Here is a 25,976-nt window from a genome sequence, read left to right on the forward strand (position 1 = left end):
CTCACGCGTCGAGGTAGGCCTCCAGCCCGATCCGCCCGCCCTCGCGGCCGAACCCGCTCTCCCGGTAGCCGCCGAACGGTGCCGTGGGGTCGAAGCGGTTGAAGGTGTTCGTCCACACCACCCCGGCCCGCACGCGCTGGGCCGTCCACAGCGCCTTCGACCCCTTCTCCGTCCAGATCCCGGCGGACAGGCCGTAGGGCGTGTTGTTCGCCTTGGCCACCGCCTCGTCCGGCGTGCGGAAGGTCAGCACCGACAGCACCGGCCCGAAGATCTCCTCGCGGGCCACGCGCATGGTCTGCTCCACGCCGGAGAAGACGGTGGGCGGGAAGAACAGGCCCCGGTCGGGCAGCGGGCACGAGCTCGTCCAGCGCTGCGCGCCCTCGGCGTCGCCCGCCGCGGCGAGCTCGGTGATCCGCTCCAGCTGGGCGCGGGAGTTGATGGCCCCGACGTCGGTGTTCTTGTCGAGCGGGTCACCCACGCGCAGCGTCTCGATCCGGGCGCGCAGCAGCTCCATGAACTCCTGCTCGATCGACTCCTGCACGAGCAGCCGGGAGCCTGCGCAGCAGACGTGCCCCTGGTTGAAGAAGATCCCGTCGACGACGCCGTCGACCGCCTGGTCGAGCGGGGCGTCGTCGTAGACGATGTTGGCCGCCTTGCCGCCCAGCTCGAGGGTGAGCCTGCGCCCGGTGCCGGCCAGCCTGCGCTGGATCTCCTTGCCGACGTCGGTGGAGCCGGTGAACGCCACCTTGTCCAGGCCGTCGTGGCCCACCACCGCGGCGCCGACGTCCCCGGCGCCGGGGAGCACGTTCAGCACACCCGGCGGGAGCCCTGCGTCGGCGGCGATCTCGGCGAGCACCAGCGCGGTGAGCGGGGTGGTCTCGGCCGGCTTGAGCACGATCGTGTTGCCGCACGCCAGCGCCGGGCCGATCTTCCAGGCGGCCATGAGCAGCGGGAAGTTCCACGGGATCACCGCGCCGACCACGCCGACCGGCTTCGGGTCCGGCCCCAGCCCCGCGTAGCCGAGCTTGTCGGCCCACCCGGCGTGGTGGAACAGGTGCGCCGATGCCGTGGGGACGTCGACGTCGCGCGACTCCCGGATCGGCTTGCCGTTGTCGAGCGTCTCCAGCACGGCGAGCTCGCGCGCCCGCTCGGCGACGACCCGCGCGATGCGGAACAGGTACTTGGCGCGTTCCGCGCCGGGCATCGGGCCCCACACCTGCTCGTACGCGCGCCGCGCCGCGGCCACGGCGCGGTCGACGTCGTCCGGGCCCGCGGTGCCGACCTCGGCGAGCACCTCCTCCGTGGCCGGGTTGAGCGTCTTGAGCGGCTCGCCCGAGCCGTCGACGAACTCCCCGTCGACGAACGGGCGGTACGCCGGCTGCAGGTTCGCGAGCGCGGCCGACTCGGGCGCCGGGGCGTAGGTCCAGTCCGGCATCAGGCCCCTCCGATGTGGTCGCGGTCGGTGTAGTGGCCCTCGAGCTGGGTGCGCCGCTGCCGCAGCAGGTCGCCCAGCAGCGCGGACGCGCCGAACCGGAAGAGGTCGGGGGTGAGCCAGCCGGGCCCGGCCACCTCGTGCACGGCCACGAGGTGGCGGATCGCGTCCTTCGCGGTGCGGATCCCGCCCGCGGCCTTCACCCCGCGGAGCTCGCCGGTGGCGCGGTGCCAGTCGCGCACGGCCTGCAGCATCACCTGCACGACCGGCAGGGTGGCGGCGGGTGAGACCTTGCCGGTGGAGGTCTTGATCACGTCGGCGCCCGCGAGCAGCGCGAGCCAGGACGCGCGGCGCACGTCGTCGTAGCCCCCGAGCTCGCCGGTCTCGAGGATGACCTTGAGGTGCGCGCTGCCGCACGCCTCCCTGACCGCGACGATCTCGTCGTACACGGCCCCGTAGCGCCCGGTGAGGAACGCGCCGCGGTCGATCACCATGTCGATCTCGCTCGCGCCCGCCTCCACGGCGAGCGCGGTGTCGGCGAGCTTGACCGCCCGCGACGACCGCCCGGACGGGAACGCCGTGGCCACGGCCGCGACGGCCACCCCGGATCCCCGCAGCGCCTCGACGGCGACACCGGCGAGGTCGGGGTAGACGCAGACCGCGGCCACCGGCGGGACGTCCGGGTGGTCCGGGTCCGGCCTGCGCGCCTGGGCGCACAGCGAGCGCACCTTGCCCGGGGTGTCGGCGCCCTCGAGCGTGGTGAGGTCGATCATCGTGATCGCCATGTCGAGGGCATGGAGCTTGGACTCCTTCTTGATGCTCCGCGTGGCGAGCGTGGCCGCGCGCCGCTCCACCCCCACGTGGTCGACGCCGGGCAGTCCGTGCAGGAACCGCCGCAGCCCCGCGTCGTCGCGGACCGCGTCGGCGAGCGCCCCGTCGCGCTGGGCGGTAACGGTCGTGGTCACGCGGGCGAGTCTAAGCGGGGACGCGGCATCCGAGCCCTGCCCGGGAGGCACCTGAACAGCACGCCGCCCGCCGCGCGGGAGGTGCGGCGGGCGGGGATGAGTGCAGGGGGAGCGGGGGGTAATTCTGTCGTGCAGTTGTGCGGTCGTGCGTCCGCGCGAACGGGGAGCTGCGCGGGTCGTGCAGTCGGGTCAGGTGGAGCTGTGCAGCCGCACGACGCCCACCGTCACGTCCTCCAGTCCACCGCGGTCGAAGTCGCGGCGCAGCTGGTCGGCCTTGAGGGTGGCGGTCAGCCCGTCGAACGGGCCGTGGGCGTCGACCTCCCCGGTCTGGGGGTCGACGGCCAGTACGACGTATCCGTCGCACTGTGTGAGCTTCTCCGCCGCTGCGACCAGCGTCGCCTCGTCGGAAGTCGTGTTCTCCGGCACCGGATCACCTCCTAGTCACTAAGTACAGCGTCGGCGAGGCTCCCGGCGTGACAGAGTTCGTGCCATACCACCCGTTCGGGTCAGGGTGAAACTTCGAGTTGATCACCCTTCGTGCCGCTTCTTGTACGCACGGCACGGGATTCGGGCTCGTTGAGCTGTTTCTGTGATCCTTCCGGCACTCTCGGTGATCATCGTGGAGGCGGGCGGCCCCGGGGTGCAGTTCGTGGTGTGACGGCTCCGGCGCCGTCGTTGTCGCTCCGGGGTGCGGGCGCCGAGCCGGCGCCCCGCTGCACCGCCTCGACAGCGAAGGGTGACCGGTGGGCCCCGGCGCTGCCAGGATCGGATCATGGCTCAGCTCCCCGACGCCGACGTGACCGAGCCCTCCCGCAGATCCACCCGGGGAGCCGGGTGGGGATGCCACACCCCCGGCGTGGGTGCCCAGCTCGCGCCCCGCGACAGCCGTTTCTCCTGGCTGCGCCTCGGGCCGCTGATCGCGTCCCGCAACGACGTGCTCGCCCGCCGGTTCGGCGACCCCACCGACGAGCAGCGCCGCGAGTGGCTGCGCCGCCTGGACGACTACGCGCGGGCGGGCGGCCAGTCCGCGCCGCCGCGCGACCGGCTGATCACGCGCTACGCCGACCGCGAGCGGGTCTCGCTGGCCCTGCTCGGCGATCCCGGCGAGGGTGACGCCTCGCAGTACGTCGTGGTGCCGGTGCTGGAGCAGGTGGCCCACGACACGGACTTCGCCGTGCTGTGCAGCGACGTCGTCTACCCGGCGGGCGGGATCGGCGCCTACGCCGACCGCTTCTACCGCCCGTACGCCGACTACCCCGCCCCGATCTACGCGCTGCCGGGAAACCACGACTGGTACGACGGGCTCGCCGGCTTCATGACCGCCTTCTGCGACGCGCCGCCCGACGCGGGCGACCCGGAGCCCGCGTTCACCGGCTCGTGGTGGAAGCGGATGCTGCTCAAGCTGCTGTGGCGCCGGGCGCCCGCCGCCACCGCCGAGGACGTGGCGGACATGCGCTGGTACCGCGACGCCGAGTCGCAGCAGGGCGGGCAGCCCGGGCCGTACTGCGCGATCGACGCGGGGCCCGTGCGGCTGGTGCTGATCGACACCGGGATCGACGGCCACATCGACCGCGAGCAGGGCGAGTGGCTCCGGGAGGTCTCGGCGGGGGACCGCCCGAAGATCCTGCTCACCGGCCGGCCCCTCTACAGCTACGCGGCCCTGCAGGCCTGCCCCGTGGAGGGCGGCGGGGACGTCAACGAGATCGTCACCGACCCCGCGTTCAACTACGTGGCCTGCATCGGCGGTGACGACCACAACTACCAGCGCTACCCGGTGCGCCAGCGCGACGGGCGCGTCATCCAGTACCTGGTGGCGGGCGGATCGGGCGCCTACCTGTCCGCCACGCACCAGATCCCCAACGTCGACGAGCACCTCGCCCCGGCCGTGCACGAGGAGGACTTCCGCTGCTACCCGCTGCGCGGCGACTCCCTCGCGCACTTCAGCCGCCGCTACGACAAGCTGCTCGGCTTCGGCCTCGGCCGGCTGGTGATCTCCCCGGAGGAGGCGACGACGATCATGGCGGAGCGTGTGGGCATCGCGCCGCCGCGCGCGTCGCCGGGCGCGGTGAGCGAACGGGCCCGGCGCGCCGCCGCGCGCATCTACCCGCTCCCGGCGCGCGGGTCGGCGCCCGCCCACAACCTCATGTCGCTGCTCTTCGACTCGAACGCGGTGCCGCAGTTCAAGAGCTTCCTGCGGCTCGACCTCGCCGCCGACGAGATCGTCATCTCCTGCTGGGCCGCCACCGGGTGCCGCGAGCACGAGCTGGACCCCGTGCTGGAGGACCGCCTGCGCGCGGTCCCCGGTGCGGACGGCCGCTGGGAGTGGCACAGCGAGACGCCCGGCCGCCCCGTTCCCTGATCAGGTCGCGGAGCGGCGGCGGCGCAGTCCCGTGGCCAGGAGCGCGGTGCCGAGCACGGCGGCGGCCAGCGGCACCACGAGTCCCGCGCGGTGGCCGGCGAGCACGGCCTGTGGCGACGTGTCCGCAGTGGCCGCCACGACCACCGCCGTGGCCACCGCGAGCCCCAGCGCCGCCCCGAACTGGAACGACGTGGTCAGCAGCCCGCTCGCGAGGCCCTGCTCGTCGTCGGCCACCCCGTCGGTGGCCGCGATGGCGAGCGTGCCGTAGGCCAGCGTGAACGCCAGCCCGAGCGCCAGGAACGCCGGGAGCATCGCGACGAACGTCCAGCCAGGGCCGAGCGGTAGGAACAGCAGGTAGCCGAGCGCGGCGAACGCCATCCCGGTCACCAGCACCCGCGGGTTGCCGAACCGGTTGACCAGCACGGGCGTGAGCGTCGGCGCGAGGACGGCGTCGATGCCGAGCACGGCCAGCGCGAGCCCCGTCTCCACCGTCGACCAGCCGCGCAGCTCCTGCAGGTGGAGCACCACGATGAACTGGAAGGCCATGAACGACGCGAGCAGCAGCACCGCGCCCGCGTTGGCCCGCAGCAGGGGCACCGACCGCAGGATCCCGAGCCGGACGAGCGGTGCGGGCGAGCGCCGCTCGAGCCGGACGAACGCCGCGAGCAGCACGACGGCGCCGGCCAGCGTGGCGGCGGTGACGGCGGGGGCGACCTCGGGCGCGTGCACGACCGTGAGCACCAGCAGCACCATCGCGCCGGTGAGCGTCAGCGTGCCCGCGACGTCGATCCCGCGGGCCTGCGGCCGGCTCCCCGGTTCCCGCGGCACCAGCGCGACGGCCGCGACGAGCAGCACCGCGGCCACGACCACGGGCGCGAAGAAGACCCACCGCCAGTGCACGGCGGTGAGCAGGCCGCCGACCACCATGCCGAGCGAGAACCCGCCGGCACCCGCACCCGCGTAGACGAGCACGGCGCGGTTGCGGACGCGCCCCTCGGCGAACGTCGTCGTGATGATCGACAAGCCGGCGGGCGTGAGGAAGGCCGCCGCGACCCCGGTGACGAACCGGGCGGTGACGAGCACCCAGCCCTCGCCTGCCAGGCCGCCGAGTCCGGAGAACGCCACGAACACCACCAGCCAGGTGAGGAACATCCGGCGGCGGCCGAGCAGGTCGGCGGCACGGCCGCCGAGCAGGACGAACCCGGCGTAGCCCAGGACGTAGGCGCTCACCACCCACTGCAGCGAGCTGGTGGACATGCCCAGCTCGGCGCGGATGGACGGCAGCGCGACGCCCATCATCGAGACGTCGATGCCCTCGAGGAAGGCTGCCCCGGACAGGACGAGCAGCAGCCCCCACGCGCGCGGTGTCATCCGTTCGGCGCGCGACGGGGCGATGTGTGCGGACACGGCGTCTTCTCCTGTGTGGTCGGTTCCTTCTTGTAACCGACCGCATCGTGCGTCACCATCGACGACCGTGGAAGAAGGCACTTCGAAGTCACCGACGCACTCCGGGAGCACCGAGGCCGCCGAGTGCTGCGACTGGGACGCCTACCAGTGGGACACCCGCGAGGACTGCGAGGTCCGCCAGATCCTCGACCGCATTGCCGACAAGTGGTCCCTGCTGGTCATCGCGCTGCTCGACCGCAGGCGCCTGCGCTTCACCGAGCTGCTCCGCGAGATCGACGGCGTGAGCCAGCGGATGCTCACCGTCACGCTGCGCCAGCTCGAGCGCGACGGCCTGGTCCGCCGCACCGTGCACCCCGTCGTGCCGCCCCGGGTCGACTACGAGCTCACCCCGCTGGGTGCTTCCCTCCACGAGACGATCCAGGCCCTCGTCACCTGGACCGAGACCCACCAGCGCGAGATCGCGGCCGCCCGCAGCGCATACGACGCCCGCGCGGCCGAGCCCGCCCCGTAGCCGCCACCGCTAGCCTCTGCCCCATGGACGTGCAGGTCGTCGACCACCCACTGGCCAAGGCGCGGCTGTCGGAGCTGCGCGACGCGCGCACGGACAACGCGACGTTCCGCGCCGCGCTGCGCGACCTCACCGTCATGCTCATCTACGAGGCCACCCGGGACGCCCCGCTCGCCACCGCCCCGCTGCACACCCCGGTGGCGCGCACCACGGGCTACCGGCTCGCCACCCCGCCCCTGCTCGTGCCGGTGCTGCGGGCCGGGCTGGGCATGGCCGACGCCGCGTTCGGCCTGATGCCGGAGGCGCAGATGGGCTTCGTCGGGCTCGCGCGCGACGAGGAGACCCACCACCCGGTGCCCTACATGGAGTCGCTGCCCGCCAGCCTCCGAGGCCGTCCGGTGTTCGTGCTCGACCCGATGCTCGCCACCGGCGGCTCGATGGCCCACACCATCCGGCTCCTCACCGAGCGCGGTGCCTCCGACGTCACCGCGATCTGCGTGCTCGCCGCCCCCGAGGGCATCGCACACCTGCGCGACAGCGGCCTCCCGGTGCGGATCATCACCGCGAGCATCGACGAGCGGCTGAACGACTCGGCCTTCATCGTCCCCGGCCTCGGGGACGCGGGCGATCGGCAGTTCGGCGCCGTCTAGTTCCCACCCGTACACCAGTGCTCCCGCCGGCCCGCTGACGTGCTGCGGCGAGAAGTACGTCGATGTGCTTGGCCGTGCGGTGAGGTGCGGCTGGGCGGGGGTCACGGTTGCCGGCGGGCGCTGGGTGCGGCCGATTCGTACGTCGACGCTGTCGCCGGCCCGCTGAGGTGCTTCTCGGCGGTGATGATCGCGACGAGAAGTACGCCTGCGCGGCGGGACGTGCGGTGGTGTGCGGCTCGGAGCGATCTCCGCTTCGGCGCGAGAACGGGCGGCATCGGACCGTCAGGCGCCGTGGAACATGAAGAACCCCAACGCGATGGCCGAGACCACCCAGATCACGCCGACGATCGCCTTCTCCGCGCCGCCGCCCGGTCCGCCGATCCGTCGCGAGAACGGTGCGAGCGCCATGAGTCCCACGGCCACCACCGTGACGATCGACCAGAAGGACCGAACGGACTCGGGATGCATCGCGGCGATGATCAAGAATGCCACGGTGACGCACCGTACTGATCGGGTGACGCCAGGGGAATGGACGCTTCCATCCGCACGCCAGTGCTCCCGCCGACTCGGTGGCGTACTTCTCGGCGCCGATGATCGCGACGAGAAGTACGCCTATGTTCCTGGCCGTGCGGTGAGGTGCGGCTCGCGCCCACCGGTGTTGGACGCCGGGTGTGCCGGGGCCCGCCCGGCCCGCGGTGCATCGCCCGGGCCGGCCTCGACCGCTGCTCACACACAAGCTCGCGTGCTCGCACACCGACTGCAACCGGTGTGTCGGCACGACGGCTGGTGTGTGAGCGCGCTGGGGTCGGCCCGGCCGCTGTTCGCACACAAGGTCGGGCGTTCGCACATCGGCTGCGACTGGTGTGTCGGCACGACGGCTGGTGTGTGAGCGCGTCGGGGTCGGCCCGGCTGCTGTTCGCACACAAGGTCGGGTGTTCGCACATCGGCTGCGACTGGTGTGTCGGCACGACGGCTGGTGTGTGAGCGCGCTGGGGTCGGCCGGCCGCTGTTCGCACACAAGGTCGCGTGCTCGCACATCGGCTGCGACTGGTGTGTCGGCACGACGGCTGGTGTGTGAGCGCGCTGGGGTCGGCCGGCCGCTGTTCGCACACAAGGTCGCGTGCTCGCACATCGGCTGCGACTGGTGTGTCGGCACGACGGCTGGTGTGTGAGCGCGCTGGGGTCGGCCCGGCCCACTCGCACACAGGCTCGCGTGCTCGCACATCGGCTGCAACCGGTGTGCCGACACCACGACCGGTGTGCGAGCCTGCCGAGCCGGCCTACTCCGGCGCGATCGTGGCCGCCAGCACCGCGCCCAGCTCGTAGCACGCGTCCAACGCCGCCTTGTCCGGCGCGCCCAGGACCTCCACGGGCGCGGCGGCGGCGCTCCAGCCCATGCCGTCGGTGATCGACCCGATGGCTCGCACCGCGCCCTCCACGCCGAGGTTGCCGTGCACGTAGCAGCCGTAGGGAAGGCCGCGGGTGTCGTCGGCGCAGACGTAGTAGACGGTGTCGAAGAAGTGCTTGAGCGCGCCGGACATGTAGCCGATGTTGGCGGGGGTGCCGAGCACCACGGCGTCGGCGGCGAGCAGGTCCGTGGCCGTGGCGGCCAGCGCGGCGCGACGGACGACGTCTACGCCGGTGATCTCCGGGTCGGACGCCCCGCGCACGACCGCGTCGAGGAGTTCGGCCGTGGCGGGTGACGGTGTGTGGTGGACGATCAGGAGCCGGGCCACGAATGGATGCTCCCACGCCGGCAGAGCGGCTAGATTGGCTGCCGGGCGGACTGAAGGGGCGGAATGGCCGGGGGCGGAACTCTGTTCGGTCGTGGACTGTTCGGCGTCGTGGTGCTGGCGTTGGTGCTGGTGGGGGTGAGCGCGGGCGCGGTACCGGTGGAGCGCCGCGCCGTCGCGGCGCCGGAGCCGGAACCGGTGGTGCTGCGGGTGATGCCGCTCGGCGCTTCGAGCACCGTGGGGGAGGGGAGCCTGGAGACGGCCGGGTACCGCGGGCCGCTGCAGGCGATGCTCGCGCGCGACCGGGTCACGGTCGACATGGTCGGCTCGCAACACGGCGGTCCCGCGTCGGTGCCCGACCGCGACTACCAGGGCTACGGCGGCATGACGCTCGAGGACCTGCGTCCGAAGGTCGCGGGGTGGGTGCGCAGCGCCGACCCGGACGTCGTGCTGCTGCACGCCGGCACCAACGACCTCCTGAAGGGCGCCTCCGCGGAGCAGACGGCGCAGCGCCTCGACGCCGTCCTCTCCGAGATCGTGTCGGTCACCGACGCCCACGTGATCGTGGCCGGGGTGTGGGCGCCGCTGCAGAAGGACCCGCGCGACCGCGCGGAGTTCGACCGCCTCGCCGCGCAGGTCGTGGCGGGCTACCGCGAGCGCGGCCACTCGATGCGCTACGCCGACACCTCCGAGCTGCTGGAGTCGGACGAGCTGGCCGACGGCCTGCACCCCAACGCGGCGGGCTACCGCGTGATCGCCGCGATGTGGGAACGCCAGCTCCTGGCCGTCACGGGGCGGCGAGCAGCGACGTGACCTCCGCGCGCAGCGCGTCGAGGCGGGCCTGCGCGCCCTCCCGGGCCGCGGCGAGCGCGGCGGCGTCCGCCACCGGCTCCACCACCTCCAGGTAGGCCTTGAGCTTGGGCTCGGTGCCCGACGGGCGCACGACGAAGCGCTCGCCGGGGCGGCGCAGCACGAGCACGTCGGGCGCGGGCAGCTCGCTCGTCCAGCCCTGCGGCGGGTCCGCCCGCAGCCGGGCCGCGGCGGCGTCCCGGACGTCCGGGTCCATCCGGAGCGACACCCCTTCGGTCAGGTGGACGCCGTGCGCGACGGCCAGCTCGTCGAGCCGGTCCGGCAGACCCCGCCCCGCGGCCTTGAGCGTGGCCGCGAGGTCGCAGGCCAGCACTGCCGCGGCGATGCCGTCCTTGTCGCGCACGGCCTCCGGGTCGACGCAGTAGCCGAGGGCCTCCTCGTAGCCGTAGACCAGGCCCGGGCCGCCGCGCACGATCCACTTGAAGCCGGTGAGCGTCTCGGCGTACCGCGCGCCGTGCGCTTCCGCCACCGACCGGAGCATCGACGAGGAGACCACCGTGGTGGCCACGAGCGGGTCCGCGAACCCGCCGGACCGCAGCAGGTGGTCGCCCAGCAGCACGCCCGTCTCGTCGCCGGTGAGCATCCGCCACCCGCCCGCGGTGGGCACGGCGAGGGCGCACCGGTCGGCGTCGGGGTCGAGGGCGATGGCCAGGTCCGCGTCGACGTCGGCGGCCAGCGCGAGCAGCGCGTCCGTGGCCCCCGGCTCCTCCGGGTTCGGGAAGGTGACCGTGGGGAAGTCGGGATCGGGCGCGGCCTGCGCGGCCACCACGTGCACATCGGTGAACCCGGCCCGGTGCAGCGCGTGCACCGCGGTGGCGCCCCCCACCCCGTGCATCGGGGTGAGCGCGACGCGCAGGGTCCGCGCCGTGCCGCGGGGCAGGCGCGCCACGCGTTCCAGGTAGGCCTCGGTGACGTCGGCCTCCGTCGCCGTGGCGGCCGTCGGGATCGTGACGGCTGCGGGCGCCGCCGCGATCGCGGCCTCGATCTCGGCGTCGGACGGCGGAGCGAGCTGCGCCCCGTCGCCCAGGTAGACCTTGTAGCCGTTGTCGGCGGGCGGGTTGTGCGAGGCGGTGATCTGCACCCCCGCCACGGCCCCGAGCTCACGGACCGCGAACGCGAGCACCGGGGTGGGCAGGGGGCCGGGCAGCATCCGCACCGCGAACCCGGCGCCCGCGAGCACATCGGCCGCCGCCGTGGCGAACGCCGCGGACCCGTGCCGCGCGTCGCGCCCCACGACGACGGTGCCGCGCTCGCCTCCGCGCGCGAGCCACGCCGCCAGCCCGGCCGTCGCCCGGCGCACCACGGCCACGTTCATCCCGGAAGGCCCCGCCCGCACCGGGCCGCGCAGGCCCGCGGTGCCGAAGCGCAGCATCCCGGACATGCGGTCGGCGAGCTCCTCGACCGCCCCCTCCGTGCCCACCATCGCCGCGGCCAGCACCTGTTGCAGCTCCGAGCGGGTGGCGGGGTCGGGGTCGTCGGCGATCCAGCGCAGGGCCGCGTCGCGCAGGTCGGGGCGCAGGGTCATGCCCGCTCGATCAGGTCCCGCAGCAGCGCGCCCATGCGGCCGGCGGCAGCGGCCCCGGCGGCCAGCACCTCGTGGTGGTCGAGGGGCTCGCCGGTGATGCCCGCCGCCAGGTTCGTGACCAGCGACAGCCCGAAGACCTCCACGCCCTCGGCCCGCGCCGCGATCGCCTCCAGCACCGTGGACATCCCGACAAGGTCGGCGCCCAGCATGCGGAACATCCGGATCTCGGCGGGCGTCTCGAAGTGCGGCCCCGGCAGGCCGACGTAGACGCCCTCGGTGAGCTCGGGGTCGATCTCGCGGGCGAGCGCGCGCAGCCGCGGCGAGTAGAGGTCGGTCAGGTCGGTGAACGCCGGCCCGGACAGCGGCGACAGGCTCGTCAGGTTCAGGTGGTCGGAGATCAGCACGGGATCGCCCACGCGCATGCCCTCGCGGATCCCGCCCGCGGCGTTGGTGAGCACCACGGTGCGGCAGCCCGCGGCGGCCGCGGTGCGCACGCCGTGCACCACGGGCCCCACGCCGTGACCCTCGTAGAGGTGCGTGCGGCCGAGCAGCACGAGCGCCCTGTGGTCGCCGACGGCCACGGACCGCACCGTGCCCGAGTGCCCGGCCACCCCGGGCGGCCGGAAGCCGGGCAGGTCGGCCATCGCGATCTCGTGCTCGGGCTCGCCGATGACGTCGGCCGCGGGCCGCCACCCGGAGCCCAGCACCACGGCGACGTCGTGGCTGTCCACCCCGGTGGCCTTCGCGATGGCCGCAGCGGCGGCGGCCGGGTCGTCGGCGAGGTCGTCGGCGCTCATGGTCGACGAGCTTATGCGGTGGTGGGGGCGAACCCGTCCGCGAGCAACTCGAAGAGGTCGGCCGACGTGTCCCCGGCGGCGGGCCGCGGCACGGTGAGCGTGACCGTCCACGCCCCCCGGCCCGCAGGCTCCACGTGCCGCCACGACGTGCGATCGGCCTCGGAGTAGAGCAGCTGGACGGCTCCGTCCTCGGCCGGCGTCGGACCGCTGAGCACGGTGCCCGGCACCTCCTGGGCCGCCTCGGTGGAGGACGACCGCTGCACGGTGAGCTCCTCGTTGCCGTCCGGGCTCACGAAGCTGACCGACGGCTGGCCGTCCGGCGGCTCGTGCGGGTAGGCGGTCCAGCCGCGGGGCACCGGCATCGTGAACCCGAGCTCGTCGGTGTGCTGGGCCAGCTCGGTGCGCGCGGATGTGACGTTGAGCGTGGTGCCCGGGGACTGGCCGCCCAGGAGCCGGGTGGCGCTCCAGCCGCCGAGCACACCCGCGAGCACCACCGCCGCACCGGCGAGGACGTAGCCGACCGCGGCGACACCGGTGACACCGGCGGCCGCGGCCGGCCGGGCCGGGACGTGCAGGCTGCTCGACGACGAGCCGGGCAGGCCGGGCAACGGGCCGGGTGACGCCGCGAGCGGAGCCCCGCCCGCCGGGGTGCGCGCACCCGTCGGGCTGGGCGGCAGGGGAGCCGGGCGCGGTCCGGACGCCTCGGTGCGCGCGGCAGGCGGCGGCACGTGGATGCCGGCCCCGATCGTGGGGGCGTCCGGTGACCCGGGGTAGACCGGGTCGTCCGGGTCCTCGATGAGCGGCCGCAGGCGCTGGCGCACCTCCTCGAGGGGCATCCGCGCTTCCGGCTCCTTGCGCATCAGCGCGGAGATCACGTCCACGACCGGCCCCGACCCACGTGGCCGCGGCACGTCCCCGTCCACGACCTCCGTGATCGTGGCGACCGGATCGCCACCCACGTCGTAGGGCGGACGGCCCTCGACGGCCGCGAACAGCGTGGCGCCCAGCCCCCACAGGTCGGCGGCGGGGGTGACCGCCTTGCCCATCGCCACCTCGGGCGCGATGTATGCGGGCGAGCCCAGCACCAGCCCGGCGCTCGTCATCGGCGCGTCGGCCACGTTGCGGGCGATGCCGAAGTCGGTGAGCTTGACCCGCCCGTCGTCGGCGATGAGCACGTTTCCCGGCTTGACGTCGCGGTGCGTGATCCCGCTGCGGTGCGCCGCGCGCAGCCCGCCCGCCGTGGCGAATCCGACGACCGCGACCTGGGACATCGTGAGCGTGCCGTGGTCGCTGATCATCGTGGCGAGGTTGCGCGAGGGCACCAGCTCCATGACGACCATGGGCTCGCCCTCGACGTCAACGACGTCGAACACGGTGATGATGTTGGGGTGGGAGAGGCCGCCCAGCGCGCGGGCCTCGCGCATGATCCGTTCCCGCGCCTCAGCCGCCTCGTGGGAGGGCACGCCGGGAGGGACCTTCAGCTCCTTGACCGCGACGCGGCGCTGCAGCACCTCGTCGAAGCCCGACCACACGGTGCCCATCGCACCGGCTCCGAGCAGCCCGGACAGCGTGTAGCGGCCACCGATCCGCCGCACCTGCTCGGAGTCCGAGCCATCCTGTCCCACTCACCCATTCTGGCCAGCCGGGGCACGTCGCGCGCCTCCGGCCCCCGGAACCCATCCGGGTGGTGTCGTCCACGCCACGTGTCCGCAGACCCCCAGGGGGTAAATTGGTCCATGTACGGGATCTCGAGGCGGCCACCGCCCGCCGCTCGGAAGGGCGTCGCGCGCGTAACAGATGCGCCGAACGGTACGAGTCCCCGTTCGGCGCACGGCGCGGCGACCGTTCGTCCGCAGCCGCCGGCCCGCCCGCCTCAGATCGGCAACACCTCGGCGCCGAAACCGGGATCAGCCCCAGTTCCGGTTGGTCTACCGCCGTCCGGGTGAGCACGATTGGGAGATGCACGTGAGAGCAGCCTCGATGCGCGGTTCGCTGAAGCACCGCGCCGTGGCGCACCGAACGGGGGTCGGCCGGGCCGGTGGTGCCCGGTGACCCTCCTGGAGGCGCACCCCGACCTCGCCGTCGCCGATCTCGCCGTTCCCGACCTCGGCGCGGGCACCGGCCCAGCCTGGCTCGAAGCCTGGCTGCAGGCCCACCGCGCCGACGTCGTGGGCTGGCGTCGATCGTTCCACGCGGTACCGGAGCTCGGCCGAGCTGAGAAGCGCACCACGCAGCTGGTGGCCCAGCAGCTGCTGGCGGCCGGCCTCGAGCCCCGCACCCTCCCAGGCGGCTCCGGCCTGGTCTGCGACATCGGCTTCGGCGAGCGCTGCGTAGCGCTGCGCGCCGACCTCGACGCGCTGCCCCTCCACGAGGACACCGGCCTTCCGTTCGCCTCCACCGTCGACGGCGTCATGCACGCCTGCGGCCACGACGCCCACGTCGCCATGGTCCTCGGTGCCGGCCTCGCGCTGGCGTCGGCTCCGACGCTGCCCGGCCGGGTCCGCCTGGTCTTCCAGCCCGCGGAGGAGGTGCAGCCGGGCGGGGCCATCGACATGGTGGCCGACGGCGCGATGGAAGGCGTCGACCGCATCTTCGCGCTGCACTGCGACCCCCGCCTGGAGGTCGGCAAGATCGGCACCCGCGTCGGCCCGATCACGTCCGCCTGCGACGTGGTCGAGGTCCGGCTCAAGTCGCCCGGCGGCCACACCTCCCGCCCCCACCTCACCGCCGACCTCGTCGAGGCCATCGGCCTGCTCATCACGCAGGTACCGCTGCTGCTCACCCGGCAGGTCGACCCGCGGTCCGGCACCGTCCTCGTGTGGGGCGCGGTGCAGGCGGGCGAGGCGGCCAACGCGATCCCGCAGCACGGCGTGCTGCGCGGCACCCTGCGCACGGCCGACCACGCCACGTGGGGCGAGCTGGAGGACACCATCCAGCGGCTCGTCGCCCAGGTGCTCGCCCCCACCGGGGTCACCTACGAGCTCGACCACATCCGCGGCGTGCCGCCGGTCGTCAACGATGCGGTCAGCTCCGGCATGCTCGCCGGAGCGGCCGTCGCCGTCGGCGGCCCGGACGCCTCCGCGGAGACCTCGCAGTCCAGCGGCGGCGAGGACTTCGCCTGGTACCTCGAGCACGTCCCGGGGGCGATGGCGCGCCTCGGCGTCTGGCCCGGCCACGGCCCGATGCGCGACATCCACCAGCCCACCTTCGACCTGGACGAGCGGGCCCTGCCCTTCGGCGTCCGGGTGCTCACCCACGCCGCCCTCGCCGCCCTGAGGGACTGAGGGCCTGACGTCCGCGGACGCGGGACTCGCCCAGGCGTGGGCGAGTCTCGCGTTCTGCGCTCTGAGTCCCGCGTTCTGCGGCCTGAGCCCTGCGCCCCAGTGGGGCGCGAGTCCCGCGTCCGACGGTCCGAGTGCCGCGTTCCGGCGGCCCCGTCTCAGTCGAGGTCGCCGTGCCTCATCAGCTGCCGCCCGGCCTCCGTGATCGACCCCGAGAGCGAGGGGTACACCGAGAACGTGTGGGCGAGGTCGGCCACCGTCAGCCCGTTCTGCACGGCGAGGGCGATCGGCAGGATCAGCTCGCTCGCCACGGGCGCCACCACCACGCCACCGATCACGACGCCGGTGGCCGGGCGGCAGAACAGCTTCACGAACCCCCGCCGCAGGCCCTGCATCTTCGCGCGCGGGTTCGTCGAGAGCGGGAGCATGATCGTGCGGGCCGGCACCTCGCCCGCGTCGATGGCCCGTTGGCTGATCCCGACGGTGGCGATCTCCGGGCGGGTGAACACCGCCGCCGCCACGGTCTTGAGCTTGATCGGCGCGACGCCCTCGCCGAGGGCGTGCCACATCGCGATCCGGCCCTGCATGGCGGCGACCGAGGCGAGCATGAGCAGCCCGGTGCAGTCGCCCGCCGCGTAAACGCCGGGAACGGACGTGCGGGACACGCGGTCGACCGGGATGAACCCGCCCCGGTTGGTCTCGACGCCGATCTTCTCCAGCCCCAGGTCGGTGGTGTTCGGCACCGAACCCACCGTCATGAGGGCGTGCGACCCGGTGACCGTGCGGCCGTCGGCGAGCGTGACGACGACGCCGTCGCCGTCGCGCTTGACCGAATCGGCCCGGGCCTGGGAGAGGATCTCGACGCCGCGCTCGGTGAAGACGTCCTGCAGCACGGCAGCGGCGTCGGCGTCCTCGCCCGGCAGCACGCGGTCGCGGCTGGACACCAGCGTGACCCGGGCGCCGAGCTCGACGTACGCGGAGACGAACTCCGCGCCCGTCACGCCAGAGCCGATCACGATCAGGTGCTCGGGCAGCTCCTGCAGGTCGTAGAGCTGGCGCCAGGTGAGGATGCGCTCGCCGTCGGGGGCGGCGTCGGGGAGCACGCGCGGGGTGGCGCCGGTCGCGACGAGCACCACGTCGGCCGGGAGCTCCTCGCGGCCGCCGTCCGCTGTGCGCGCTTCGACGAGGTGCGGGGCGTGGGGCGACGGCTCGTCGGCGAAGACGGCCGTGCCGCGGATGATCCGCACGCCCTCCCGCTCGACGCGGGCGCGAACGTCCGCCGACTGGGCGAGCGCGAGCCCCTTGACCCGCGCGTGGACCGTGGGCAGGTCGAGCCCGATCGCGTGCGGATCGGTGGTGACCCCGAGGTCGGGTGCCCGGTGCATGTCGACCCGCACGCCCGCCGACGAGATGAACGTCTTCGACGGCACGCAATCGTCGAGCACGCAGGCGCCGCCCATGCCGTCCCGTTCCACGACCGTGACATCGCTGCCGTGCTGGGCTGCCACCAGAGCGGCTTCGTACCCCGCAGGCCCGCCACCCATGATCACGATCCGCGTCACCGGAGCACGCCCTTCCTGTCCGTTTCGGTTCCCCGAGCACGGTACGCGGGAGCCGTCGCTCTACTCTGTGGCGGTGCCGCTGTACGCCGCCTACGGGTCGAACATGGATCCCGCCCAGATGAAGGAGCGTGCCCCGCACTCGCCGATGGCGGGTACCGGGTGGCTCATGGGCTGGCGGCTGACCTTCGGTGGCGAGGACTTCGGCTGGGAGGGCGCGCTCTCCACCGTGGTCGAGGACCCGGACTCGCAGGTCTTCGTCGTGCTCTACGACGTCTCCGAGCTCGACGCCGCGCAACTGGACCGCTGGGAGGGCGGGGAGCTCGGGCTGCACAAGAAGCTGCGGCTGCGGGTGCACACCCTCGACGGCGACGTGCTGGCCTGGATCTACGTGCTCGACGCCTACGAAGGCGGCCTCCCCAGTGCCCGGTACCTGGGGGTGATCGCCGACGCCGCCGAGCAGGCCGGGGCGCCCGACGACTACGTCTCCGCGCTGCGCAGCCGCCCGAGCCGCAAGTCGCTCTGACGCCTCACCACGTGTAGCCGCGCTCGGCGAAGGCCGCGCGGAGGGCGGCCACGACCCGCGTGAACGAGCGGAGGTCGTCCTTCGTGACGACCAGGACGTGCCACCCGCGGCGCCTGAGGTCGGCCCGTCTCGCGGCGTCGTGCTCCTCCTGCCCGGCGTGAGCGTCGACGCCGTCGTACTCCAGCGCGATGCGCAGCACGGGCCACGCGAGGTCGAGCCGGTAGATCACGCGCCCGGCCGCGTCGGTGATCGGCCAGTTCACCTCGGGAATCGGGAGCCCGTTCTCGACGACGAGCAGCCGGATCCAGCTCTCGGTGGGTGATTCGGCGCGCTCCGAGGCGAGGTCGAGCAAGCCCGCCGCTCGCACCGTGCCGCGTGGGTCGTGGCGGCGTTCCAGCCGCATGCCGACCTTCTTGCGGAACAGCTCGTGAGCATCGCCCGCCGCAGCCAGCGCCTGGTCGGCGACGGCGAGCGCGTCCTGCGGGTGCAGCAGGCAGAGGAGGTCGGCGACCACCCGGTCGAGAGGGAGCACCCGCAGCCCGTCGAGCTCCTCGACGTCGTCTGCGAAGCCCGACCCCTGGTGCACGACGAGGCCGTCGCGGCTGCGCGTGCGACAGCCGTACGGGAGCAGGATGTGGGTCTGCGGCGATCGGGCCGCGCCGCAGCCGTGGAGGGTGGCCGCGGTGACACCGGTGAGGACCGACCGTGGTCCGGCGGTGAGCAGTGCGGCCGCCGCACGCGTCCACGGGTCGAGCAACCTGGCCGGCTCGACGAGGACACCGCGCCACAGCGCCCGCAGCTCGCCGCCGCGGACGGCGTTGGCGACGCGGGTGGGCCCGAAGCGGGCGACGAGCTCGGAGCGCAGGTGGGCGCCGTGCAGGCCGGGAACCGGGAGTGCCATGGGATGACGGTGCGCCCTCGAGCGGGGTGGCGGGGGCCGTTCCGAGAAGCTGTGGACAACTCGCGGCTGATGTGGACAACTCGCGGTCTCGCGGGCCGGATCGTCGGAGGGCCGCGCCTCACGCATGCGTGTTTCGCGCGGTGGGGCGCGGGACTCGCGCCCTGCCCGGTTGGGGAAACGCGGGACTCGGCCGGCCGGACGCGCAACTCAGATGGTGGGACGCGGGACTCGCGCCCTGCTGCGGTGACAAACGCGGGACTCAGGCCGTCGAACGTGAGACTCGCCCCGGCAGAACGCGGGGCTCAGGCGGCCGGACGCGGGACTCGCCCGGGCGGGATGCGGGATTCCGGCCGCCGAACGTGAGACTCACCCGCCGGAACGGGAGGCTCGCCACGCCGAACGCGGGACTCACCCACCAGAACGCGGGACTCGCGGATCCGGGGTGGGTCGGGGGGAACCCCGATGTCCTCCCGGCCTCCGGCGCGGAGCATCGGGGGCATGACCATCCTGCCTGCCACGTCCAAGGTGCCCGTCGGGGCCGCGCTGCTCGCCGGCGTCGGCGCGCAGTTCGCCGACGACGTCGCCTACTTCCTGCTCCCGCCGACGGCGCTGGTGGCGCCGTTGAGCGGGCTCATCGCGCTCCTGCTCACGGCCGCCGCCGCGCGCGTGGTGACGCGCAACCGCACCGGGGCCGCGGTGGCCCGCACCGGGCTGGTGGTCGGGGCCGTGTCGGCCGGGGTGGGGCTGTTCGTGGCCGGCCTCGGCTTCCTGACGCTGGTGCTCGCCGGGCTGACCGTGCTCGCCGGGGTGGCGGGCGCCGTGGCCGGGCGCGGGCTCACCTCCCGGGCCGACATCTGATCCTCAGCGCCGCGCCGCCGCGGCGGCCGTGGCGAGCAGCTCGCCGATGCGGTGCTGCAGCAGCCGCTGGTCGGCCGGGGTGACGGTGGCCCACTCCACGCCGTCCTCGCCGGTGGTGCGGGTGAACAGGTAGCGGCCGCGGGGGCCGTCGAGCACGCCGAGCACACCGCCTGCCCGCCGCAGGACACCCCAGCGGTCGGCGGCGAGCGCCACGACCTGCGCACGGCGCGCCGTGCCCGCGGTCATCGCGACGAGCAGCGCGGCGTCGGCGGGTGGCACGCCCGCCTCGAGCAGGGCCGGCCGCAACGCGCCCGCGGGGGTGGACGCGACCGCGGCGCTGGGCACCGTGCAGGCCCGGCCGGGGCCGCGTTCGGCCGCCGGGAACGCGCCGAGGACGCCGTGGGCGATCGAGCCGCACGCCGTGACGGTGACGGTGTCGCCCTCGCGCAGCGCGAGCGCGCCTGCGCCGTGGCGGCCCGCGGCGAGCCCCCGGACCTCGCGCTGCCACCAGGCCCGCAGTTCGAGCTGCTCGTCGGGCCGGGCGAGGAGGTGCAGGAGCCGGGCGAGCTCGGGGTCGGGCCCTTCGGGGGAGGCGAGCGCGCGTTCGCGCAGGCCCTGCCAGGCCTCGGCCCGCACGGACCGCCGCTCGGCGTGGGTGCGTCCCGGCGAGGCGAGCTGCAGGACGACGGGGGTGGGTGCCAGCCCGAGCCACTCCCACAGCACGTCGAACTCGGCGGTGGTGAGGGCGTGCCTGCGGGTGCCGGGGGAGAGGACGGAGACGGGTTCGGCCACGGGCGGGGACGCTATGCGGGGGTCTGGTCCGGTCGCGGCGGTTCGCGGGGAAACGTGTGCGGGTGCGAACGGTGGCGGACGTGCCGACGGCCGGTGCGGGGCCCCACACCGGCCGTCGGGATGCCGTTCAGCTCGTCCGGGCCAGGGCCGCAGCATCGGTGGTGCGGCACCCGGTGAGCGGGCAGAGCGCTGTGCAGGCGAGGCGGCGGTGGAGCTCCGCATCGCCCCGGGTGCCGGCGAAGGGCCAGCTCCCGGTGAACCGCTGCAGGTACCAGTAGAGGAACAGGTAGTCCGGGTCAGCGGTGTCGGTGACGAACACCTGACGTCCCGGCAGCCGGTGCACCCAGCTGGCGTAGGCGTTCATCGCGGGGGCGGGTGGACGGCTGGCCCGGCGGGTGGAGAGCCAGTCCTCCGAGCGCCGCCTCCAGGACTGGAGGGCGAGCGGGTGGAGGGTGGCGCCGGGCAGCTCTCGGACGTTGGTGGTGAACACGGAGGTCGGTCGCCCGTCGCTGCGCAGGTACGCAGCGGAGACGAGGGTGAGCAGGGAGTGGGGGCCGGGGATCGGCCCGTCGGTGTGGATATGACTCGTGATGTACGTATCGGGGGGCATGACGGATCCTGGTCGCCGATGTGGACTGCTGGCGTGTTCACGGCGCGGCTGGGCCAGCGTGGTGAACGGATCCGCGGCGCGGCGTTCCGCGTGGCGGGATCACCGGGCCCCGTGGATGGACACACGGGTAGTCACTGCTTCCGCTATGCACTTGTTCAGCACGGTGCGGTGCGCTGTGCGATTCACCTGGCCCGTCGACGTTAAAACGCCGTGTAGTCGATCGTCAACGGCGGGTCGCCGATCCGTACGCGCGAACCGACACCACGTGCGCGCGGGGGGCGCCGTTCGTGGCTGTGGCCACCACGCGCAGCGCGCGGACGTCCACCGGCGCGTCGAGCGGGTGCACCCGGTGCCTGCGGCGGTTGCCCGTCACGTGCACGGCGGTGCGCCACCCGCCGCCGTCGTCGAGCTGGAGCTCGTAGTCGCGCAGCAGCGTCGGCAGCACGCGGAACGGGGTGCTGTGGTGGTGGAGGTTGATCAGGTCCTCCTCGACGTCGTCGTCGAGCACGAGCGCCACCTCGGCCACGGTGACCGGCGAGTCCCACCGCAGCTCGACCCACGGCGCCGGGTCGTGCTCGAGCGGGTCCGACACCCACATCTGCGGGCCGCCGTACGGCCGTGCGTGGCCGCCGACGACCCGGTCGGCGGCGAACGCGGAGGTGGGCCCGTCCAGCCGGAAGCACAGGCTCTCGCGCTGGAGGATGCGCTTCCAGGCGCGCCACTGCTCCGTCCACTGCTCGTCGGGGGCCGGCTCGCGGTGGCGGAGGACGAGCGTGCCCGGCTCGGCGGTGGCGCTGCGGTGGACGGAGAGGGCCGGGTCGGCCCGCAGCACGACGAACGCGTTCTGCGGGGTGCCGGGCCGCCATCCGACGTCGAGGCGCACCCATTGCTTCTCCCCGGCCGGGACGGCGGCGGTGACGGTCTGGACGAGCCGGGCCGGCAGGTAGTTCTGCGGCTTGCTCGTGGCGTGGACGTCGGCCACGAGCTCGGTGCCGTGCCGGGCGTCGACGAGCAGTTCGAGCGCGCCGAGTTCCGGATCGGCGGGGAGCACGATTCCCAACGCGTCGTCGAGCGGCTCGGTCCCGTCGCTCACCTCGACCGCCAGGGTCCGCAGCTGCGACGACGCGCGGGCGCGCGCGGTGAGGGCGAGGTCGGCCGGGTCGTCGGCGGGCACGCCGAGGTGCGGGCCGTCGGCGCGGGTGAGCGCGCGGTGCACGAGGTCCAGGTGCCCGGTGGCGAGCTCCCGCGGGGTGAGTCCGTGCCGGACAGCCAGGGCGGCGGCGGTGCCCGCGGCCTCGCCACCGACGGCGCAGGTGGCCATCACCCGGGTCGTCCCGAAGGCGACGTGGGAGGCGGAGATCGTGCGCCCGGCCATCCACATGTTGGTGACGTTGCGGGAGTACAGGCTGCGCAGCGGGATGTGGTAGACCCCGTCGGGGTGCCAGTGCCGGGACCCGGGCTCGGTGGCGTACATGCCCCCGGGCGGGTGCAGGTCGATCGACCAGCCGCCGAACGCGACCCGGTCCGGGAACTCGGTCTGGCCGAGCACGTCGTGCTGGGTGAGGACGTGGTCGCCGACGAACCGGCGGTACTCGCGCTTGCCCGGCACGGAGCCGATCCACTCCAGGGTCAGGTTGTCGGCGTCGAACTCCCCGGAGTTCTTGATGTGGTCCCAGATCCCGTAGACGGCGGCCTGCAGCTCGTCGCGGATCTCCTCGTTGTCGTGCACGATGTCGCGCTCGCCGCCCCACTCGATCCACCAGAAGGCGCAGCCCTTGGCGTCGGCGCGGATGACCCGCCGGTCGACGATCGACGTCCTGCTGATGTCCTTGGCGAACGACGGGGGCACGAACGGCACCGGGTGCCCGGCGTCGGTGGAGTAGAAGAGGATCGTGCTGCCGAGCATGGCGTCGTCGGGCACCTCGGGTGCCCACGACTCGTCGAACTCGGCGCGGGCCTCGCGCCCGGTGCGGTACTCGGCGCCCGCGAGGTGGCCCACGAGGCCGTCGCCGCTGCAGTCGGCGAACGCCGGGCTCGTGAAGGTGACCACCCGCTCGGAGCCCATCGTCCACCCGGTCACCGAGCGGATCACGCGTGCGTCGGGCGGTCCGTCGGCCTCCACCTCGCGGACGTCGGTGTTGAGGAACAGTCGCAGGTTCGGTTCGGCGCGCACCGCTTCGAGCAGCACGAGGTCCCAGTAGTAGGGATTGCCGTCGGGGTTCGTGTACTGGTTCTCCACGAACAGCTCGCCCATGATCCCGGTCTCGCGGGCGTAGCGCTGGACGCCGTGCGCGGTGGCGCCGCACACCCAGACGCGGATCTCGCTGGACGAGTTCCCGCCGAGCACCGGCCGGTTCTGCACCAGCGCGACGCGCGCACCCTGGCGGGCGGCGGCGATCGCGGCGCAGCAGCCGGCGAGTCCACCTCCGATCACCGTCAGGTCCGACTCGACGTGCTCGGTGCGCATGTACGTCCTCTCCTGGTGCTACCGGTCCGGCTCGGGCGCCGGTCCGTGCAGGCTGACGAAGGCCTCGGCGAGGGCCTCCGGGGTGCGCTGGGCGACGAGCACCCAGAGCAGGCTGGCCATGAGCGTGTCGCTGGAGCGGCCGGCGAAGTGGTCGGTCCAGGTGCTGTTCTCCCGCGCGCCGGTGAACAGGACGGCCTCGGCCCTGGCCGCCGTCGCCGAGTCCGGGGTCCCGGTGATCACCGCCGTGAAGGCGCCGCGCGCGGCCGCACGGGCCAGGAAGTCCTGCGCCACCGGGTCGTTGCCGGAGCGGTCGACGGCGAGCGCGACGTCGCCGCGGTGCATGAGGCTGGTGGCCACCTGCGACGCCTGCCGCCCCTCGTGGAACCACGTGGGCCGCCCGATGCGCAGCAGCCGGATGGTCAGCTCGCGGGCCGGGATCGCATCGCCCCATTCGCCGAACACGTGGATGCGGGAGGCGGTCGCCATCCGGTCCGCGACCTGCGCCGCCGCCGCGAGGTCGATCGAGCCCATCGCGTTGCGCAGCGCCCGCGACTGGGCGCTCGCGAGCACGGTGAGCACCTGTTCCGGCGGGTCGGCCGGATTGATCACCGAGCCGATGTCCCGCTCCCAGCCGCCCTGCACGCCGCGGCCGTACTCGGTGGCGATCGCGGCGCGCAGCGCGGGGTAGCCGGAGTACCCGAGCAGGGCGGCCAGCCGGGTGACGGTGGCCGCCGAGGCCTCCGCACGCGCGGCGAGCACGGTGATCGAGCTGCGGCCGGCCTCCGCGGGCGAGGACAGGATCGTGTCGGCGACCCGCCGGGTGGCGCCGCTGAGCGAACCCAGTGCGTCGCGGATCTGCTGCAGCGGGCTGGCCTCGTCGGCGCGCCGGGGCGGGCCGTCGCCGGGGGCGGTCACGGGCTCATCGGGGTGCACCGTCGATCCATACCTCACTTGATCCCGGTGTGGGTCATGGCCTGCACGAACCGCTTCTGTAGCACGAGGAACACGATGAGCACCGGGATGATCGACACCGCCGACGCGGCCATCGACAGGCTCGGCGAGAGCGAGCCCTGCTCGTCGGTGAAGTTCGAGAGGCTGAGCGGCAGGGTGTAGGTCTCCGGGCTGGAGATCAGCACCAGCGGCGCCTCGTAGTCGTTCCAGGACCAGACGAACGCGAGGATGCCGAGCGCGCTCATCACCGGGGTGGCCATGGGCAGGTAGATGCGCCAGAAGATCTGCCACTCCGACGCCCCGTCGATGCGGGCGGCCTCCGCGAACTCGGCGGGCTGGCTCACGAAGAACTGCCGCATGAGGAACGTGCCCAGCACCGTGAACATGCCGGGCAGGATCAGCGCCCAGAGCGTGTCGTAGAGGCCCAGGGTCTGGAAGTAGACGAACCGCGGCACGAGCAGCAGCTGAGCCGGGATGATCGCGGTGGCGAGGTAGAGCAGGAACACCGTGTCGCGGCCGGCGAAGCGGATGCGGGCGAACGCGTAGCCGGCCATCGTCGCCGTCACGACCTCGCCGATGACGCGCAGCGCGGCCACGAACACGGAGTTGGCGAACGCGGGCACGATCGACGACTCACCGAACAGCACGGTGCCGAACGCATCCCAGGTGGCCCGGTCCGGGATCCAGTCCATGGGCACGGTGAACGCGTCGGCGTCGCGTTTGAACGCCGTCGACAGCATCCATGCGAACGGGGCGAGGAAGGCGAGCGCGAGGACCCACAGCGGTGCTCCCCAGAGCCAGCGCTGCCGGCGGGCGTGGCGGGACCGGATCACGTCAGTCATGGAGGGCCCTCCCGCGCTGCGCGCGCCAGGTCACGAGCGTCAGGGCCAGCACGCCGAGGAACGTCACCATCCCGATCGCCGACGCGTAGCCGAACCGGTAGAACTGGAAGCCGGTCTGGTACATGTAGAATGGCAGCGTGGTGGTGGAGTCGCCCGGCCCGCCCGCCGTGATCAGGGCGATCAGCCCGAATCCCTGGGACGCCCCGATGAACAGCGTCACCAGCAGGAACACCGTCGTCGGCACGAGCGACGGCCAGGTGATCACCCGGAACTTCGTCCACGCACCGGCGCCGTCCAGGTCGGCCGCCTCGTAGAGCTGGGTGGGCGCGTCCTGGAGCGCGGAGAGGTAGATCACCGCGGCGTACCCGACGCCGCTCCACACCGCGATCACGATGAGCGCCGGGAGCGCCCAGTACGACGAGGCGAACCAGGCCGGGGCATCCTGCAGCCCGAGTGCGCCCAGCACCTGGTTGATCAGTCCGGCCGAGGGGTTCATCAGCATCAGCCACGTCATGCCGATCGCGACGACGCTGACGATGTAGGGCACGAAGAAGATCGCGCGCAACGCGGCCCGGCCGGGGACGTCCCGGTTGAGCGCCAGCCCCAGCGCCATGCCGAGGATCGTCGTGAGCGGCACGCTCACGCCTGCGTAGACCAGGGTGAGCACCACGCTGTTCCAGAAGGCGGGGTCCTGGAAGACGTCGACGAAGTTCTCCAGGCCGACGAAATCGATGCCGCCGAAGCCCGACACCAGGTTCCACTCGGTGAACGACAGCAGCACCACCGAAACGAGCGGCACGAGCGTGAAGAGCAGCACGCCGATGAGGTTCGGGGCGATGAACAGCCAGCCGACCCAGGCGCGCGGCTGGGAGACCGACGGCGTCGAGCCCGTGCGGGTGGGGGTGGGGGCGGCGGGGGCGCCGGACGGTGCGATCACGGCCAT

24 protein-coding genes are annotated in these 25,976 nt (G+C 73.7%); 7 read left to right on the forward strand and 17 right to left on the reverse strand.

All coding sequences use genetic code 11. The features are described from left to right. Position 1: 1 nt before the first annotated feature. From ACFPL3_RS02570 to ACFPL3_RS02580, 3 genes are all read right to left on the reverse strand, one after another. Positions 2-1,435: an aldehyde dehydrogenase family protein gene (locus tag ACFPL3_RS02570; protein WP_343937985.1), complete on the reverse strand. Its 1,434-nt coding sequence runs from the start codon at positions 1,433-1,435 to the stop codon at positions 2-4. Next, positions 1,435-2,397 (reverse strand): deoxyribose-phosphate aldolase, encoded by a 963-nt coding sequence (gene deoC, locus ACFPL3_RS02575; RefSeq protein ID WP_343937984.1) that lies wholly within the window; start codon positions 2,395-2,397, stop codon positions 1,435-1,437. Before deoC ends, ACFPL3_RS02570 begins: the two co-directional genes overlap by 1 nt. A 189-nt stretch (positions 2,398-2,586) precedes the next feature. Continuing rightward, entirely contained in the window at positions 2,587-2,823 is a 237-nt protein-coding gene (locus ACFPL3_RS02580) for a hypothetical protein (protein ID WP_094929587.1), read from the reverse strand. 346 nt (positions 2,824-3,169) lie between these two features. On the opposite strand from ACFPL3_RS02580, the gene ACFPL3_RS02585 reads away from it, so the two are divergent. Then, complete coding sequence (locus ACFPL3_RS02585; RefSeq protein WP_343937979.1) at positions 3,170-4,756, forward strand: metallophosphoesterase family protein; 1,587 nt, start codon at positions 3,170-3,172, stop codon at positions 4,754-4,756. Here the strand turns inward: ACFPL3_RS02585 and ACFPL3_RS02590 are convergent, their stop codons facing one another. Next, positions 4,757-6,163, reverse strand: coding sequence for an MFS transporter (locus ACFPL3_RS02590; RefSeq protein WP_343937977.1), 1,407 nt, complete (start codon positions 6,161-6,163; stop codon positions 4,757-4,759). Positions 6,164-6,230: 67 nt separating this feature from the next. On the opposite strand from ACFPL3_RS02590, the gene ACFPL3_RS02595 reads away from it, so the two are divergent. Both ACFPL3_RS02595 and upp read left to right on the forward strand, forming a co-directional pair. Then, positions 6,231-6,674, forward strand: a complete 444-nt coding sequence (locus ACFPL3_RS02595; RefSeq protein WP_343937975.1) for a winged helix-turn-helix transcriptional regulator — start codon at positions 6,231-6,233, stop codon at positions 6,672-6,674. Between the two features lie 23 nt (positions 6,675-6,697). Continuing rightward, on the forward strand, positions 6,698-7,321 hold the full coding sequence (gene upp / locus ACFPL3_RS02600) for a uracil phosphoribosyltransferase (protein ID WP_343937973.1): 624 nt from the start codon (positions 6,698-6,700) through the stop codon (positions 7,319-7,321). A gap of 282 nt (positions 7,322-7,603) precedes the next feature. Here the strand turns inward: upp and ACFPL3_RS02605 are convergent, their stop codons facing one another. Next, positions 7,604-7,804, reverse strand: coding sequence for a hypothetical protein (locus tag ACFPL3_RS02605; protein WP_343937971.1), 201 nt, complete (start codon positions 7,802-7,804; stop codon positions 7,604-7,606). Between the two features lie 797 nt (positions 7,805-8,601). After that, entirely contained in the window at positions 8,602-9,057 is a 456-nt protein-coding gene (locus ACFPL3_RS02610) for a flavodoxin family protein (RefSeq protein ID WP_343937969.1), read from the reverse strand. 108 nt (positions 9,058-9,165) lie between these two features. Between ACFPL3_RS02610 and ACFPL3_RS02615 the strand changes: the two genes are divergently transcribed. Continuing rightward, the gene (locus ACFPL3_RS02615; RefSeq protein ID WP_343937967.1) at positions 9,166-9,867 is read left to right on the forward strand and encodes a GDSL-type esterase/lipase family protein; all 702 of its coding nucleotides are present in this window, start codon (positions 9,166-9,168) and stop codon (positions 9,865-9,867) included. On the opposite strand, the gene ACFPL3_RS02620 is transcribed toward ACFPL3_RS02615, so the two are convergent. Genes ACFPL3_RS02620 through ACFPL3_RS02630 form a run of 3 tightly spaced genes read right to left on the reverse strand, consistent with a single transcriptional unit; the run spans position 9,842 to position 13,871 of the window. Next, positions 9,842-11,449: a phospho-sugar mutase gene (locus tag ACFPL3_RS02620; RefSeq protein ID WP_343937965.1), complete on the reverse strand. Its 1,608-nt coding sequence runs from the start codon at positions 11,447-11,449 to the stop codon at positions 9,842-9,844. The two genes, ACFPL3_RS02615 and ACFPL3_RS02620, sit on opposite strands and share 26 nt — an antisense overlap. Next, the gene (locus tag ACFPL3_RS02625) at positions 11,446-12,246 is read right to left on the reverse strand and encodes a purine-nucleoside phosphorylase (protein ID WP_343937963.1); all 801 of its coding nucleotides are present in this window, start codon (positions 12,244-12,246) and stop codon (positions 11,446-11,448) included. The genes ACFPL3_RS02620 and ACFPL3_RS02625 overlap by 4 nt, the downstream gene beginning before the upstream one ends. Before the next feature lie 11 nt (positions 12,247-12,257). Continuing rightward, positions 12,258-13,871, reverse strand: coding sequence for a serine/threonine-protein kinase (locus ACFPL3_RS02630; RefSeq protein WP_343937961.1), 1,614 nt, complete (start codon positions 13,869-13,871; stop codon positions 12,258-12,260). Positions 13,872-14,294: 423 nt separating this feature from the next. Between ACFPL3_RS02630 and ACFPL3_RS02635 the strand changes: the two genes are divergently transcribed. Continuing rightward, entirely contained in the window at positions 14,295-15,530 is a 1,236-nt protein-coding gene (locus ACFPL3_RS02635; protein ID WP_343937959.1) for an amidohydrolase, read from the forward strand. A 155-nt stretch (positions 15,531-15,685) separates the two neighbouring features. On the opposite strand, the gene ACFPL3_RS02640 is transcribed toward ACFPL3_RS02635, so the two are convergent. After that, the gene (locus tag ACFPL3_RS02640; protein WP_343937957.1) at positions 15,686-17,089 is read right to left on the reverse strand and encodes an NAD(P)H-quinone dehydrogenase; all 1,404 of its coding nucleotides are present in this window, start codon (positions 17,087-17,089) and stop codon (positions 15,686-15,688) included. 73 nt (positions 17,090-17,162) lie between these two features. Here ACFPL3_RS02640 and ACFPL3_RS02645 point away from each other — a divergent pair, with 73 nt between their 5' ends. Then, positions 17,163-17,612, forward strand: coding sequence for a gamma-glutamylcyclotransferase family protein (locus ACFPL3_RS02645; protein WP_343937955.1), 450 nt, complete (start codon positions 17,163-17,165; stop codon positions 17,610-17,612). Positions 17,613-17,616: 4 nt separating this feature from the next. On the opposite strand, the gene ACFPL3_RS02650 is transcribed toward ACFPL3_RS02645, so the two are convergent. Next, entirely contained in the window at positions 17,617-18,513 is an 897-nt protein-coding gene (locus tag ACFPL3_RS02650) for a hypothetical protein (protein ID WP_343937953.1), read from the reverse strand. 498 nt (positions 18,514-19,011) lie between these two features. Here ACFPL3_RS02650 and ACFPL3_RS02655 point away from each other — a divergent pair, with 498 nt between their 5' ends. Continuing rightward, on the forward strand, positions 19,012-19,371 hold the full coding sequence (locus ACFPL3_RS02655; protein ID WP_343937952.1) for a hypothetical protein: 360 nt from the start codon (positions 19,012-19,014) through the stop codon (positions 19,369-19,371). 3 nt (positions 19,372-19,374) lie between these two features. Here ACFPL3_RS02655 and ACFPL3_RS02660 read toward each other — a convergent pair whose 3' ends face one another. From ACFPL3_RS02660 to ACFPL3_RS02685, 6 genes are all read right to left on the reverse strand, one after another. Continuing rightward, entirely contained in the window at positions 19,375-20,163 is a 789-nt protein-coding gene (locus tag ACFPL3_RS02660; RefSeq protein ID WP_343937950.1) for an ESX secretion-associated protein EspG, read from the reverse strand. A 127-nt stretch (positions 20,164-20,290) separates the two neighbouring features. Further along, positions 20,291-20,773, reverse strand: coding sequence for a hypothetical protein (locus ACFPL3_RS02665; RefSeq protein WP_343937948.1), 483 nt, complete (start codon positions 20,771-20,773; stop codon positions 20,291-20,293). Between the two features lie 223 nt (positions 20,774-20,996). Continuing rightward, positions 20,997-23,240 carry an FAD-dependent oxidoreductase gene (locus ACFPL3_RS02670; protein WP_343937946.1) on the reverse strand — a complete coding sequence of 748 codons (2,244 nt, stop codon included), beginning with the start codon at positions 23,238-23,240 and terminating at the stop codon, positions 20,997-20,999. 18 nt (positions 23,241-23,258) lie between these two features. Beyond that, positions 23,259-24,155 (reverse strand): MurR/RpiR family transcriptional regulator, encoded by an 897-nt coding sequence (locus ACFPL3_RS02675; protein ID WP_343937944.1) that lies wholly within the window; start codon positions 24,153-24,155, stop codon positions 23,259-23,261. Between the two features lie 32 nt (positions 24,156-24,187). After that, entirely contained in the window at positions 24,188-25,033 is an 846-nt protein-coding gene (locus ACFPL3_RS02680; protein ID WP_343937942.1) for a carbohydrate ABC transporter permease, read from the reverse strand. Beyond that, on the reverse strand, positions 25,026-25,976 hold the full coding sequence (locus ACFPL3_RS02685; RefSeq protein ID WP_343937940.1) for a carbohydrate ABC transporter permease: 951 nt from the start codon (positions 25,974-25,976) through the stop codon (positions 25,026-25,028). Before ACFPL3_RS02685 ends, ACFPL3_RS02680 begins: the two co-directional genes overlap by 8 nt.

The sequence above is a fragment of the Pseudonocardia zijingensis genome (assembly GCF_042657305.1).
Lineage (GTDB): Bacteria > Actinomycetota > Actinomycetes > Mycobacteriales > Pseudonocardiaceae > Pseudonocardia > Pseudonocardia zijingensis.